The 13,805-nt window shown below is 59.8% G+C and carries 12 protein-coding genes; 5 read left to right on the forward strand and 7 right to left on the reverse strand.

The features are described from left to right. Positions 1 to 63: 63 nt before the first annotated feature. From ubiG to AC3WQN_RS01875, 4 genes are all read left to right on the forward strand, one after another. Positions 64 to 762, forward strand: coding sequence for a bifunctional 2-polyprenyl-6-hydroxyphenol methylase/3-demethylubiquinol 3-O-methyltransferase UbiG (gene ubiG, locus AC3WQN_RS01860; protein ID WP_103399140.1), 699 nt, complete (start codon positions 64 to 66; stop codon positions 760 to 762). A 4-nt stretch (positions 763 to 766) separates the two neighbouring features. Then, positions 767 to 1,438 (forward strand): N-acetylmuramic acid 6-phosphate phosphatase MupP, encoded by a 672-nt coding sequence (gene mupP / locus AC3WQN_RS01865; RefSeq protein WP_103399141.1) that lies wholly within the window; start codon positions 767 to 769, stop codon positions 1,436 to 1,438. Between the two features lie 201 nt (positions 1,439 to 1,639). Continuing rightward, entirely contained in the window at positions 1,640 to 2,380 is a 741-nt protein-coding gene (locus tag AC3WQN_RS01870) for a YciK family oxidoreductase (RefSeq protein ID WP_103399142.1), read from the forward strand. Between the two features lie 360 nt (positions 2,381 to 2,740). Beyond that, positions 2,741 to 3,667 (forward strand): GGDEF domain-containing protein, encoded by a 927-nt coding sequence (locus AC3WQN_RS01875; protein WP_103399143.1) that lies wholly within the window; start codon positions 2,741 to 2,743, stop codon positions 3,665 to 3,667. Positions 3,668 to 3,735: 68 nt separating this feature from the next. Here AC3WQN_RS01875 and AC3WQN_RS01880 read toward each other — a convergent pair whose 3' ends face one another. The 7 genes from AC3WQN_RS01880 to AC3WQN_RS01910 form a co-directional block, all read right to left on the reverse strand. Beyond that, positions 3,736 to 4,530, reverse strand: coding sequence for an iron-containing redox enzyme family protein (locus AC3WQN_RS01880; protein ID WP_103399144.1), 795 nt, complete (start codon positions 4,528 to 4,530; stop codon positions 3,736 to 3,738). A gap of 45 nt (positions 4,531 to 4,575) precedes the next feature. After that, complete coding sequence (locus tag AC3WQN_RS01885; protein WP_492589504.1) at positions 4,576 to 7,035, reverse strand: EAL domain-containing protein; 2,460 nt, start codon at positions 7,033 to 7,035, stop codon at positions 4,576 to 4,578. A 487-nt stretch (positions 7,036 to 7,522) separates the two neighbouring features. Then, a complete protein-coding gene (locus tag AC3WQN_RS01890) occupies positions 7,523 to 9,340 on the reverse strand; it encodes an ABC transporter ATP-binding protein (RefSeq protein WP_103399146.1) in 1,818 nt (605 codons plus the stop codon). Then, positions 9,333 to 9,935, reverse strand: a complete 603-nt coding sequence (locus AC3WQN_RS01895; RefSeq protein WP_172736438.1) for a DsbA family protein — start codon at positions 9,933 to 9,935, stop codon at positions 9,333 to 9,335. Before AC3WQN_RS01895 ends, AC3WQN_RS01890 begins: the two co-directional genes overlap by 8 nt. Positions 9,936 to 9,971: 36 nt before the next feature. Next, positions 9,972 to 10,913, reverse strand: a complete 942-nt coding sequence (gene trhO / locus AC3WQN_RS01900) for an oxygen-dependent tRNA uridine(34) hydroxylase TrhO (RefSeq protein ID WP_095143930.1) — start codon at positions 10,911 to 10,913, stop codon at positions 9,972 to 9,974. A 182-nt stretch (positions 10,914 to 11,095) separates the two neighbouring features. After that, complete coding sequence (locus AC3WQN_RS01905; protein ID WP_095078319.1) at positions 11,096 to 11,395, reverse strand: BolA family protein; 300 nt, start codon at positions 11,393 to 11,395, stop codon at positions 11,096 to 11,098. Between the two features lie 13 nt (positions 11,396 to 11,408). After that, the gene (locus AC3WQN_RS01910) at positions 11,409 to 11,930 is read right to left on the reverse strand and encodes a DUF2059 domain-containing protein (protein WP_095078320.1); all 522 of its coding nucleotides are present in this window, start codon (positions 11,928 to 11,930) and stop codon (positions 11,409 to 11,411) included. Between the two features lie 193 nt (positions 11,931 to 12,123). On the opposite strand from AC3WQN_RS01910, the gene AC3WQN_RS01915 reads away from it, so the two are divergent. Next, a complete protein-coding gene (locus AC3WQN_RS01915; protein WP_103399147.1) occupies positions 12,124 to 13,518 on the forward strand; it encodes a class II fumarate hydratase in 1,395 nt (464 codons plus the stop codon). Positions 13,519 to 13,805: the final 287 nt, after the last annotated feature.

A 13,805-nucleotide genomic window follows, 5' to 3' on the forward strand; every position in this document is an offset into this window, starting at 1 on the left:
AACGATCCCTTGAGTTGAACCTCAAGGCTGACAGCAGCATTTTTCAGATTCAGAGGATTACCCATGAGCAACGTCGACCACGCTGAAATCGCCAAATTCGAGGCCCTGGCCCATCGCTGGTGGGATCGCGAAAGCGAGTTCAAGCCACTGCACGACATCAACCCGCTGCGGGTCAACTGGATTGACGAACGCGTCAACCTGGCCGGCAAGAAGGTCCTGGACGTCGGTTGTGGTGGTGGCATCCTCAGCGAATCCATGGCCCAGCGCGGCGCCACCGTGATGGGCATCGACATGGGTGAAGCACCACTGGCCGTTGCCCAACTGCACCAGCTCGAATCCGGCGTAAACGTAGAGTACCGGCAGATCACCGCCGAAGCCCTGGCCGAGGAAATGCCCGAGCAGTTCGACGTGGTCACCTGCCTGGAAATGCTCGAGCACGTACCGGATCCCTCGTCAGTGATTCGTGCGTGCTATCGCATGGTCAAGCCGGGTGGCCAGGTGTTCTTCTCGACCATCAACCGCAACCCGAAGGCGTATCTGTTTGCCATCGTCGGCGCGGAATACATCATGAAGCTGCTGCCTCGTGGCACTCACGACTTCAAGAAATTCATCCGCCCTTCCGAACTCGGCGCCTGGAGCCGCTCGGCCGGCCTGACCGTCAAGGACATCATCGGCCTGACGTACAACCCGCTGACCAAGCACTACAAGCTGGCCAGCGACGTTGACGTCAACTACATGATCCAGACCTTGCGCGAGGAGTAAGCCCATGGCAATCAGAGCAGTTCTTTTCGACATGGACGGCACCCTGCTCGACACCGCTCCGGACTTCATCGCCATTTGCCAGGGCATGCTTGCCGACCGCGGCTTGCCGGCAATCCCGGACAACCGCATCCGCGACGAGATTTCCGGCGGGGCAAAAGCCATGGTTGCCGCGACCTTCATGATGGACCCCGAATCGCCAGGCTTCGAGGCGTTGCGCCTGGAGTTCCTGGAGCGCTATGTCGCAGGCTGCGCGGTGCACAGCCGACTGTTCGACGGCATGGCCGAGCTGCTGGCCGATATCGAGAAGGCCAATCTGATCTGGGGCGTGGTCACCAACAAGCCGCTACGTTTCGCCGAGCCGATCATGCAGCAGTTGGGGCTGGCCGAGCGCTCTGCCCTGCTGATCTGCCCCGATCACGTGAAGAACAGCAAGCCCGACCCGGAACCCTTGATCCTGGCGTGCCGCATGCTCGACCTGGACCCGGCCGATGTGCTGTTCGTGGGCGATGACCTGCGCGATATCGAGTCGGGGCGCGATGCAGGTACCAGGACCGCCGCGGTCACCTACGGCTACATTCATCCTGACGACAACCCAAGGCACTGGGGTGCCGACGTGGTCGTGGACCATCCGCTGGAGTTGCGCAAGGTGCTCGACAGCGCGCTGTGCGGCTGCTGAGCACAGGGGTGTTGTGGCGAGGGAGCTTGCTCCCGCTGGGTCGCAAAGCGGCCCCAGAATCGGCAACCGCACTCTGTCGAGCACACCGCATTAACCGAATTTACGACTGCTTCGCCCGAACGCGGACCGGCCGACGGGAGCAAGCTCCCTCGCCACAGGTTCGGTGCTTACCTTCTAGTTGAATTTGTTGTGAGGTTTTTTATGTTTGATTACTCCGCCCGCCCTGAACTGCTCAAGGACCGGGTCATCCTGGTCACCGGCGCCGGTCGCGGGATCGGCGCTGCCGCGGCGAAGACCTATGCCGCTCACGGCGCAACCGTGCTGCTGCTGGGCAAGACCGAAGCCAATCTGACCCAGGTCTACGACGACATCGAAGCAGCCGGTTATCCACAGCCCGCCGTGATCCCGTTCAACCTGGAAACCGCCCTGCCGCACCAGTACGACGAACTGGCCGCCATGATCGAAACCGAATTCGGTCACCTTGACGGCCTGCTGCACAACGCCTCGATCATCGGCCCGCGCACGCCATTGGAACAACTGTCTGGCGAGAACTTCATGCGCGTGATGCAAGTCAACGTCAACGCCATGTTCATGCTGACCAGCACCCTGTTGCCGCTGCTCAAGCTGTCCCGGGACGCCTCGGTGATCTTCACCTCCAGCAGCGTCGGGCGTAAAGGCCGTGCCTACTGGGGCGCCTATGGTGTATCCAAGTTCGCGACCGAAGGGCTGATGCAGACCCTGGCCGACGAACTCGACACCGTCGCACCGGTTCGCGCCAACAGCATCAACCCCGGGGCAACCCGCACCAGCATGCGTGCCCAAGCGTATCCCGGCGAAAACCCGGTCAACAACCCGACACCGGAAGAGATCATGCCGGTCTACCTGTACCTGATGGGCCCGGACAGCACCGGCATCAGCGGCCAGGCCTTCGACGCCCAGTAACGCCCTAAGCCATAGGGCTCTGCCGCGACGGCATTCCGTCGCGGCACGTTGTTGAGCGCCGTCGGACCGCCATGGCCGCCAATCAAATGCCATCAATGCCTTCGCGATTGTTCGTCACTGCAAACTAACAAACTGATTTTCAAAGACTTTTATCCAACTGAACCGAATGGCATGACTTTCGCTCTAATCCTGCATAAACATGCAGCGTGTGAGTGCTCGGGAAACCCTGTGCTTCAGCCTGGCAAAGCAGTCTAAACTCGAGCCAAATGTCCCAGGGGACTGATGGAACAGTATGACGTGCAGCCAATGCCGCTCTCACCCAGCCTGTAAGACAGCATCCTGCTTAGAGGCTCACGCCATATGAAATTTCCGCCCCAGACCAACGCAATTGACTTTGATAGCGCCAAATTGCAGCGCCTGGGTTTCGGTCAAATCCCCCCCCTTCTGGAGCGCCCCGCCAGCCTGGACCAGCTACGCCAGCAAATGGGCCTGCAACTGCAAACCAGCCTTGAGCCGCAGCGCATCCTGGGATTGTTTTTTCGTGAAGTTCAGCGCCTGGTCCCACTGGATGCACTGCGTTTCCAGCACAAGGCCAGTGACCTTCGGCTGGAGTTCGGTCAGCGCGGGCATCACTCGATCACCTACAACCTGAGCCACGAAAGCCAGCATCTGGGCGAACTGGCGTTCCGGCGCAATCAGCGCTTCAGCGAACAGGATCAGGCCAACCTCGAGTCCTTGCTGTCGACCCTGCTGTTCCCGATGCGCAATGCCCTGCTCTATCGTGCCGCCACGCAAAGCGCACTGCGCGATCCATTGACGGGTACCGGCAACCGTATTGCCATGGATCAGACCCTGCAGCGCGAAATCGACATGGCCCGCAGGCACACGCAGCCGCTGTCGCTACTGATGCTCGACATCGATCACTTCAAGCGCATTAATGACACCCACGGCCACAGTGCCGGCGATGAGGTACTCAAGGCCGTCGCGAACTCGATCAAGAACCAGTTGCGCAATGTCGACATGGTATTTCGCTTTGGCGGCGAGGAGTTTCTGATCCTGCTGTCCAACACCAGCCGCGAGGCCGCAGCCATGGTGGGGGAACGTCTTCGGTATACCGCGCAAGCCGAAGACTACCAGGCCGATGAGGCACTGATCGAACTGACCGTCAGCCTCGGATGTTCAACGCTCCTGCCGGGCGAGTCCGCGCAAAGCCTGTTGCGGCGCGCCGACAGTGCGTTGTATGTGGCCAAGCGCGAGGGGCGTAATCGACTGGCGATGGCCGGTTGAGCTGTTCAGGCACCACTCAACATCCATGTGGGAACACCGCTCGTTGCGCCCCCCTCATTGACGACCGATCAGCTTTCGGCCAACACCCTGCGTTCACGGACTACGGGCGCCTTTTCCGAGCGCTCCCATTGCATGCAACGCTCCAGAAACAGGTACATGTAGTCATAGCTTTTGCAGATCGCCTGACGCAGTTCGAGCTGTAGCGACTTGCTCGGGTTGAGACCTGCCAGGGTGCAAATGATCTCCAGCGCCTCCCACGGGTGGGCATCGTCATACTGAGCATGCATTTTCAGCCACTTCATGGCGCGCTTGCGATCCTCTTCCGGGAACGCAGCGGCGTAGATCCCGTTGGAGCACACCAGCGCCGACCACTCCCCGGTCGCCCCTTCGATGGCGTAGTTGGTCGCGGCAATGGCCACAATCAAAGAGTCCGCCGAACTGGTATGCCAACACCAATGACTCAGCGCATGGAGTTCGGGGGGCACCTGTTGTGCCTGCAGGTCTTCCAGGCTGACACCATGCGCGCGGCTCCAGTGCACCCAGTAGTCGGCGTGGTTGAGCTCAACCCGAATGTTGCGCATCAGCCAGCGCCGCGCCATGTCCTCGCCCGGGTGGCGGGCGAAGCGGGTCTTGGTGAGGTTTTGCGCCATGTACAAGGCAAACTGTTCAACCACCGGCCAGCCGCCAATCAAATACTGGCGCATGGTCCTGGCACTGAGTTTGTTATCACGCATCCGTTGATACAGTTCGTGTCCTACAACCCGGCGTTTGCTCTCGCTGCAATCCTGGATCAGTTGCTGAGCCCAGGCAGGGTAACTTGCGGCTTCCATAAGCGGGCCGGATCTGTTGAATGTATCGATCACTGTCGCACTCCTTTTGATTGTGATTGTACGGATCAGCAAGAGACTTCAGCGGAACGTGCCAGGCGCCTTGAATAACAGTGGCTGAGGTCTGGCGGGCCGACATAACAGGCTGTCGCAGGTAAACAATTGCGGGCGTTCAATAATGTAACCCTGAGCATAATCCACGCCGATCTCCAGCAGTGCCTGCTCGATCTGCGGTGTTTCAACAAACTCGGCAATCGTGCGCTTACCCATGACATGACCGATGTGGTTGATCACTTCGACCATTGCACGGTTAATCGGGTCGTCCAGCATATCCTTTACGAAACTCCCGTCGATCTTCAGGAAGTCTACAGGTAAATGTTTCAGATACGCGAATGAGGACATTCCGGCACAAAAGTCATCCAGCGAAAAATGGCAACCTAAGCCTTTGAGTTCGTTAATAAATTTGATTGCACTGGCCAAGTTTGCGATCGCACTTGTTTCGGTGATTTCAAAACAAATCATTTCAGGCGGAATGTCGTACGCAATGAACTGTTTGCGCAGAAAGATTAAAAAGTCATCATCGCCAATGGTAATACCTGACAGATTTATCGCACACATGGCCATCGGCCCTTCGCGTTCCTGGGCAATACACTGCGCAATAACTTTAAATACGTTCTCGACAACCCAGCGATCCAGCGATGTCATCAGTCCGTAGCGCTCGGCTGCCGGAATAAAACTGTCCGGCAAAATCATCCGTCCGGCTTCGTCATGTAAACGCAGCAGGATCTCGATATGCCCACCGCCCCCTTCGACACGTCCCAGAGTCGCGATTTCCTGTGCGTAGAGGCAGAAGCGATTCTCCTCGAGCGCAATATGCAGGCGCTGCACCCAAGCCATTTCCCCGAAACGCAGGGACAGCTCCGAGTCGTCGGCATGATAGACCTGGACCCGGTTGCGGCCCTTTTCCTTGGCCATGTAGCACGCCATATCAGCGGCACGCAGTAACGCTTCCAGGGTCGTCGAATTGTGCGCGATGTGCACCAGACCAAGGCTGACGGTGGTCACGAACGGCCGGCCCTTCCAGACAAAATGCAGGTTTTGCACCGTCTGGCGCAGGCTTTCGGCAATTTTTTCCGACGCTTGCGCCGAACAGTTTTCCAGCAGTATCCCGAACTCATCGCCGCCCAGGCGGGCCAGGGTGTCGCCCTCGCGCAATCCCGACTGCAGCAACGCACAGATATGCCGCAGCAGCTCGTCACCCGCGGCGTGCCCGCAGGTGTCGTTGACCAGTTTGAACTGATCCAGATCGAGAAACATCAAGGCATGCCGGGCTGGCTGGCGCGCCAGATTATGCAGCGCCTGCTCCAGGCGATACTCGAACTCCCTGCGGTTGGCCAGCCCGGTCAGGGCGTCGTGGGTCGCCTGCCAGGACAGGTTGGCAATGTACTGCCGCTCCTGCGTCATGTCGTGCAGCACCAGCACGGTGCCACTGACTTTACCGGCTGAGTGAATGGGCGCCCCGACCAGCGCGACCGAGACCGTACTGCCATCCAGTCGCTGAATCAGCTTGGAATGCTCACTGCCCCCCCTCAACTGACCGCTGAGGATGTGCTCGATCAAGGTAAAGCCATCTGCCTGGGCGTTTTCATCCAGCAGATTGAACAATGCCGCCAAGGGCAAGCCTACCGCCTGCTCGGCCTTCCAGTGAGTCAACGCCTCCGCCGCCGGATTCATGAACGCAATGGCGCCGTCCACATCAGTGGTAATCACGCCATCGCCAATCGACTGCAAGGTGATTTGCGCGCGCTCTTTTTCCAGCTGCAAGGCATCGGCAAACGCATGGCGCTGAGCCAGAAGCTTATGGGTGCGCCACAACGCCAGGACAATCAACCCAAGCGCTGTCGCCAGGTTAGTGAGCAACAGGAGCCGCAGGATCATCCGCGCCCCCTCGCCCAATGCATCGCTGAACGCTTTGGCCGCGGGTGTTACCGCCTCATTGATGGCAAATATCCGGGCTTTCCAGTGCTGGATATCGGCTGGCGTCGCTTGATTGCTTGCGATACGCCGGTGCATGTCATGAGCGACATTATCGAGCTGAACCAGGTACTCATCGCCCACCGTCCAGCGATCAATGGCGGTTTCCATGTAACTGAAATGGCGGAAATTCAAATACAGCCAGATTACGCGCGCCACATCGTCCGGGTGATTCCCCCCCTGGAGGATACCTCGCCGGGCTGCCTCCAGATCCGGTGGCTGCTGGTCCAGGGCTACTCGTAGGTCATGGCCGCCTTGAGGCACCGCCATGGCGCTCTGGTATTTGAGAAACGTCGATTCACTGTGATCGTCGGCGTAAAGGTTCAGGAAGTAGATCGCGTCTTTCTGGCCCTTGGACCACAGGCTCTCACCGCCTACGTAGCCACGAACCGCCGACAACACATAAAGGCTGACCCCACCCAGGAGGGCCTGAAACAGCACGACGGCAATAAATGGCCAGACGATACCTAACAACCGTGGCGTTCCGAGAGTCCGTTTTTGCTTCATGAGATTCCTTGCGCAAACACTGCCCGACTGCCGTTCGGGCCAGATCGCTACAGCTAGACTAGGGCCGGTTGTCGATCCCGGCAAGCGAGCACAACTGCAAACGTCACTACATATGTACTGACAGCATTGTATTAGAGGCCTTGAAACTGACAGCTCCCTTCAAGAGTAGCCTCTACCCTGCAATCGACGAATGCTTCTGCAACGCCATACCAGCAATATCTGGGTCTATTGGACGATTAGGGTGCACTACTGACTCATCCGCACGATACCAAGGCACATGCGCCATTACACTATCCGGCGAAGCCGCTGGAGTTTGATCACCGGTAGCCCCCCACCCCGAGCGGAGCTCTGCTCTACTTTCACGACAGACATCGTGAAAATTGATCAGGCCATAAAGAGATTGCAGGATCTGCCCCCTAACCAGCGCACACAAAACCCGAGAGTCCTTGCAGCCATTCCACCCGCGATTGAACTTGCCCGCCGCCAATCAGTGCTGCTGCAAATGCCCATACAGCTTGGCGTACAGCCCACCATCGGCAATCAATTGCTGATGGTCGCCATCTTCGGCAACGCTGCCGCCGTCGAATACCAGCACTCGATCGGCCTGTTTAACCGCGGATAACCGGTGTGCAATGATCAGGGTGGTACGGCCACTGAGGAACCGCGCCAGTGCCTGGTGCAGGTTGTATTCGGTGGCGGCATCCAGGGCCGACGTGGCTTCATCGAGGATGACCACCTTCGGCTCGGCCAACACCATGCGGGCAATGGCCAGGCGTTGACGCTGGCCACCGGACAAACGCACACCGGAACGCCCAAGGACACTGTCCAGCCCTTGGGGCAAGGCCTTGACCGTCCCGTCGAGCTGGGCAATTTCCAGCGCCTGCCAGCAGGCCTCGTCACTGCGCTCGCGGCCCATGGTCAGGTTGGAGCGGACAGTGTCGTTGAACAGCGCCGGGTGTTGCAGTACCACCGCGACATGCTCGCGCACGGTTTCCAGGCCAATGTCCTGCTGGGTCACCCCACCAAATCGAATACTGCCCGCCTGCGGTGTGTAAAGCCCCAGCAGCAATTGCACCAGGGTGCTTTTACCGCCACCGCTGGCCCCCACGATCGCCACCTTTTCACCGGGCGAGATGGACAGGTTCAACTGCTCCAGCACCGGCTCTTCGCCATAGCTGAAACTCAGGCCCTGCACTTCGATGCCCACGGTGTCCCGACCTTTGAACGGGTCCACGCCACCGGGGTATTGGGGTTCGTCGGCACGCGACAGCAACTCGTTGATTCTGCTCAGCGCACCGCCGGCCGCATAATAGGCGTATTGCAGATTCAGCAACTGCTCCACCGGGCCGATCATGAACCAGAGGTAGCTGAACACCGCCAGCATCTGGCCGATGGACAGGTCTGAAAACAACACCGTGAGCATGGCGGCGGCGCGAAAGATGTCGATGCCGAACTGGAACAACAGACCGCTGGCGCGGCTCGAGGCGTCGCTTTTCCACTGGGAGTTGATGGCATAGTTGCGCACTTCCTGCGCGCGCTTGCCCAGCCGACCGAGGAAAAAGCCCTGACGGTTGCCCGCACGAACTTCCTGAATGGCTTCCAGGGTTTCGGTCAGCGCCTGGGTGAACCGCGAGGTGCTGTCGTTCTCCAGCTTCTTCAGGTGCTTGACCCGCTTGCCCAACTGCACCGTGGCGTAGATCACCAGCGGATTGAACAGCAGAATCAACAATGCCAGCTGCCAGTGCATCCACATCAGGATGCCGGCGGTGCCCACCAGCGTGAGCATCGCTACCAGAAAGCGGCTGAGGGTTTCGCCGACGAATTTATCGATCGTGTCCAGGTCAGTGACCAGGTGCGTGGTCACGGTGCCACTGCCCAAGCTCTCGTACTCGCCGAGGGAGATGCACTTGAGGCGCTCGATCAAGCGCAGACGCAGGCGATACACAATGTCCTTGGCCAAGCCTGCAAACAAGCGCGCCTGCACGACGTTGAACAGCAACGCGCCACAACGCAGGGTCAAGGTGACAAAAAGCATCAAACCGATATAGCCAGCAGCGCTTTGCCAGGCGGCGGGCAAGGCGTGGTTCATCACCTTCAAGGCCGCGTCGCCATGCCCCAGCAGGACTTCGTCCACCAGCAACGGCAACAGCAGAGGGATCGGCACGCTGCACAGGGTCGCCAGTACGGCGACACCATTGGCAATCCACAGGGCTTTTTTATGGCGCAGGGCCAGTCGACGGATTTCCGCCCAACTCAGCCGGTCGACCTGCCTGGGTGGCTGCACATCGTCAAGCGGGTCATACACAGGCAGCGCGCTCCAGCCAACGGCCGAGCAACGGGGACAGTTCGTCGAGGGCCTGGTAGCCATTGGTCAACAACGCCAATTGACCATTGCGCTCGGCCAGCAAGGTCGGGAACCCGGCAATCCCCAGGTCCTGAACCCAGGTGAAGTCCGCTGCCGTCGCGGCATGCTGTTCGGCACGATCGAAGGCCGCGGCGAATTCGATACGCGGCAAACCCGCTTGCTCGGCCAGCTCCACCAGTACGCTGGCATGGGTCACATCGCGACCTTGCACATAAAACGCCTGCTGGATGAGCTTGAGCAGTTTCCAGGCACAATCCGGCGCCAGACTGCGCGCCGTCACCAACGCGCGACAGGCCGGCTCGGTGTCATAGACAAAACCGTCAGGCAATGCGCCTTCAAACGTGAACGGCTGACCGGTCGCCTGCATGACGGCCTGCCAGTGTTCGAGAATATAGCGCCGGGTGGTGGGTTCCAGCGCCGCACCGCTACCGGTGCGCAAACCGCCAACCACCAGGTGTACGTCTACGCCTGCGGCCTGTGCCTGCTCTACCAGGGCCTCGGCCACCGGGGCAAACCCCCAGCACCAGGAACACATCGGGTCCATTACATAGAGCAGGCGCGCAGACATGGTTCAGGCCTCGGTGCTGGATTGCTTGTAGTTGTAACCAATCGGGTGCGGCTGATTACGGGCCTTGGCCAGTTCGATCTGCTTCTGCCGGTCGATCGCACTGCGACGGGTTTTCTCGCTCAGCTTATCCCAGCAATGGGGGCAACTGATGCCCGCCACGTAGTGCTCGGATGCGCGGTCTTCCACACTGACAGGCGTACGACAGGCATGACACTGATCGTAGTCGCCTTCGCTCAAGTCGTGGCGAACGGTGACGCGGTTGTCGAACACAAAGCAGTCGCCCTGCCATTTGGTTTCTTCCTGCGGCACCTCTTCGAGGTACTTGAGGATCCCGCCCTTGAGGTGGAATACCTCATCGAACCCCTGGCTGAGCATGTAGCTCGAAGCCTTTTCGCAGCGAATGCCACCGGTGCAGAACATCGCGACTTTCTTGTGTTTGGCCGGATCGAAGTTGGCTTTGATGTAGTCGGGAAATTCGCGAAAACTGGTAGTTTTCGGGTCGATCGCGCCCTCGAAGGTACCGATCGAGACTTCATAGTCGTTGCGGGTATCGATCAACAGCACTTCCGGGTCGCTGATCAACGCGTTCCAGTTCTGCGGATCAACGTAGGTGCCGACCTTTTTATTCGGGTCCACGCCCTCGACGCCCAGGGTGACGATCTCTTTCTTGAGCTTGACCTTGGTGCGGTAGAACGGCTGCTCATCGCAGTACGACTCTTTATGATCGATGTCGATCATGCGCGGGTCATTCCTGAGCCAGGCCAGCAGGCCATCGATACCTTCACGGCTGCCGGAAACCGTGCCGTTGATGCCTTCTTCGGCGATCAGCAAGGTACCTTTGATGTCGTTGTCGACCATCGCCTGCAACAGTGGCTCGCGCAGGGCGACGTAATCTTCGAGGGTGACGAACTTATACAGTGCCGCCACGACAATCTGTTGTGTCATGGGTGAATCTCCAGGTGGCTACCCTCGTAAAGGGTGAACCGGATGCGAAAAAAAACGCGCCGGCTAAGCGGCGCGTTGCGGATTCTAGCAAAAATGCCGGGGTATTTGGACTGTCAGATACCGTTGTGGCGAGGGAGCTTGCTCCCTGGCCACAACAGCGCCTCGACCTCTCAACCCTCACATCAATGCTTGCTACCGCCAGCGCAGGTCGGCGAGGCAGGAGCAGCGCCAACTTTCGCCCATTCCTCTGGCGTGTAGGTATGCAGGGCCAGGGCATGGAACTCGCCCATCAGGTCGCCCAGGGTGGCGTAGACCTTCTGGTGCCGCTTGACACTGTTGAGTCCAGCGAACTGGTCGCTGACGACGACGGCCTTGAAGTGGGTCTGCAACCCGCGACTGTGCATATGGCTTTCATCCAGCACATCCAGATGGGCAGGGTTCAAGGCGCCCAGTGCCGATTCGATCCGTTGTTGCATGATCATTCCCGGGCTCCGCTCAAGGCTTCTTCTTGGCGGCGGCAGCCGCTTTCGGATCCAGCTCGTTGGTCATGTCCGCCAGCAGCTTGTTCACTACAGGTACCGCGCTTTCCAGCTTGGCCTGGGTCAGTTGGGCCGATTGCTGAGTCAGCTGCGGCATTTTTTCCAGGACTTTCTTGCCCAGTGGCGATTTGTAGAACGCCACCAGGTCCTTGAGTTCGGATTCGCTGAAGTTGCTGGTGTAGAGCTTGACCATGTCCGGCTTGAGCTTGTTCCAGCCGATGGCCTGGTCCAGCGCGGCGTTGGCCTTGGCCTGATAGGTTTCCAGCAGGGCCTTTTTCGATTCCGGCGCCTTGGTCTGGGCAAAGCGTTGGGCAAACATCTGCTGCACTTGCATGTACACCGGAGTGCCCAGCTTGTCAGCGTGCGCCAGGGTCAGGAAAGCCTCGGCACTGGCATTGTGGCTGGCGGTATCGGCGAAGGCCTGGCCGCTGGCGCAGACCAGGGCAACCGCGGTACAGATAGCACGAAGACGGGTCATCGAGTTTCCTATTCTAGCAGGCGAGGTAAAACCCCAAGGGGAGCCATTCTGCGCCAAAAAAACGCGCGCGCTCAACCCCTGGCCCTTGCCTGGCCTGATTTAGAGCAACCGAACGGTAGAAAAAGCGACTGATGGAACCCGCAGCGCCGATCACGACCTAAACTTGGCTATCAATCCTTGAGGAAGCTGATCCATGAGCCGAATTGAAACCGACAGCCTTGGTCAGGTTGACGTCCCGGACGAAGCCTACTGGGGCGCTCAGACGCAACGCTCGCTGATCAACTTCGCCATCGGCAACGAACGTATGCCACTGGCTGTCCTGCATGCGCTGGCGCTGATCAAGAAGGCTGCGGCACGGGTCAATGATCGCAATGGGGGCCTGCCGGCGGACATTGCCCGGCTGATCGAGCAGGCGGCTGACGAAGTGCTCGCCGGCGACCATGACGACCAGTTCCCGCTGGTGGTCTGGCAAACCGGCAGTGGCACCCAGAGCAACATGAACGTCAACGAAGTGATCGCCGGGCGCGCCAACGAACTGGCCGGCAACCCTCGCGGCGGCAAGAGCCCGGTCCACCCGAACGATCACGTCAATCGCTCGCAAAGCTCCAACGACTGCTTTCCAACCGCCATGCACATCGCGGCCGTGCAAGCCGTGCAGCAGCACCTGCTGCCGGCCATCAGCGAACTCTCCGGCGGCCTGGCGGAACTGGCCGTCCGCCACGTGAACCTGGTGAAGACCGGTCGCACCCACCTGATGGATGCCACCCCGATTACCTTCGGCCAGGAAGTATCGGCATTCGTCACCCAACTCGACTACGCCGAACGCGCGATCCGCAGCGCACTGCCAGCGGTTTGCGAACTGGCACAAGGTGGCACGGCGGTCGGCACCGGCCTCAACTCGCCCCATGGCTTTGGCGAGGCCATTGCCGCGGAACTGGCGGCCCTCTCGGGCTTGCCGTTCATCACTGCCCCCAACAAATTTGCCGCACTGGCCGGCCATGAACCATTGACCACCTTGTCCGGCGCGCTGAAGACCCTCGCCGTGGCCCTGATGAAAATCGCCAACGACCTGCGCCTGCTCGGCTCCGGCCCACGCGCCGGCTTCGCCGAGGTCAAGCTGCCGGCCAACGAGCCCGGCAGCTCGATCATGCCCGGCAAGGTCAACCCGACCCAGTGCGAAGCCTTGTCGATGCTGGCCTGCCAGGTGCTGGGCAACGACGTGGCGATCGGCTTTGCCGCGAGTCAGGGCCACCTGCAATTGAACGTGTTCAAACCGGTGATCATTCACAACCTGCTGCAATCGATCCGCCTGCTAGGAGATGGCTGCAGCAACTTCCAGCTGCATTGCATCGCGGGCCTTACGCCGGATGCCGAGCAAATGGCGGCCCACCTGGAGCGCGGGTTGATGCTGGTGACCGCGCTGAACCCGCACATCGGTTACGACAAGTCCGCCGAGATTGCCAAAAAAGCCTATGGCGAAGGCCTGACCCTGCGCGAGGCCGCGTTGCAGTTGGGGTACCTGACCGATGAACAGTTCGATGCCTGGGTGAGGCCGGAAAATATGCTGGAGGCGGGCCAGCAGGGATGAAGCCTTGACGCTCAGCGGCGCCTGACAACCAGGATGCGCGCACATCCCGTGGCGAGCGAGCTTGCTCGCGCTGGGGTGCGAAGCGCCCCCAACAGGACTATTTGCAGGCGTTCAGATAAAACCCGGTGACCAGCTTTGGGGCTGCCATGCAGCCCAGCGCGAGCAAGCTCGCTCGCCACGGGGTTCGGTATTCCTCTGCGTGGCGAGAACAACCCATGCGCTCAAGACAGTTGCACCACGTTCAACTGCGTCCGCTCATTGAAATGCGGTCTACGGTGGGAGCGGGC

Source organism: Pseudomonas sp. FW300-N1A1 (genome assembly GCF_058789115.1).

Coding starts and splice junctions, on each gene's coding strand:
- ubiG (WP_103399140.1), top strand. CDS start 64: ATGAGCAACGTCGACCACGCTGAAATCGCCAAATTCGAGGCCCTGGCC.
- mupP (WP_103399141.1), top strand. CDS start 767: ATGGCAATCAGAGCAGTTCTTTTCGACATGGACGGCACCCTGCTCGAC.
- AC3WQN_RS01870 (WP_103399142.1), top strand. CDS start 1,640: ATGTTTGATTACTCCGCCCGCCCTGAACTGCTCAAGGACCGGGTCATC.
- AC3WQN_RS01875 (WP_103399143.1), top strand. CDS start 2,741: ATGAAATTTCCGCCCCAGACCAACGCAATTGACTTTGATAGCGCCAAA.
- AC3WQN_RS01885 (WP_492589504.1), bottom strand. CDS start 7,035: ATGAAGCAAAAACGGACTCTCGGAACGCCACGGTTGTTAGGTATCGTC.
- AC3WQN_RS01895 (WP_172736438.1), bottom strand. CDS start 9,935: ATGTGTTCCTGGTGCTGGGGGTTTGCCCCGGTGGCCGAGGCCCTGGTA.
- trhO (WP_095143930.1), bottom strand. CDS start 10,913: ATGACACAACAGATTGTCGTGGCGGCACTGTATAAGTTCGTCACCCTC.
- AC3WQN_RS01905 (WP_095078319.1), bottom strand. CDS start 11,395: ATGATCATGCAACAACGGATCGAATCGGCACTGGGCGCCTTGAACCCT.
- AC3WQN_RS01910 (WP_095078320.1), bottom strand. CDS start 11,930: ATGACCCGTCTTCGTGCTATCTGTACCGCGGTTGCCCTGGTCTGCGCC.
- AC3WQN_RS01915 (WP_103399147.1), top strand. CDS start 12,124: ATGAGCCGAATTGAAACCGACAGCCTTGGTCAGGTTGACGTCCCGGAC.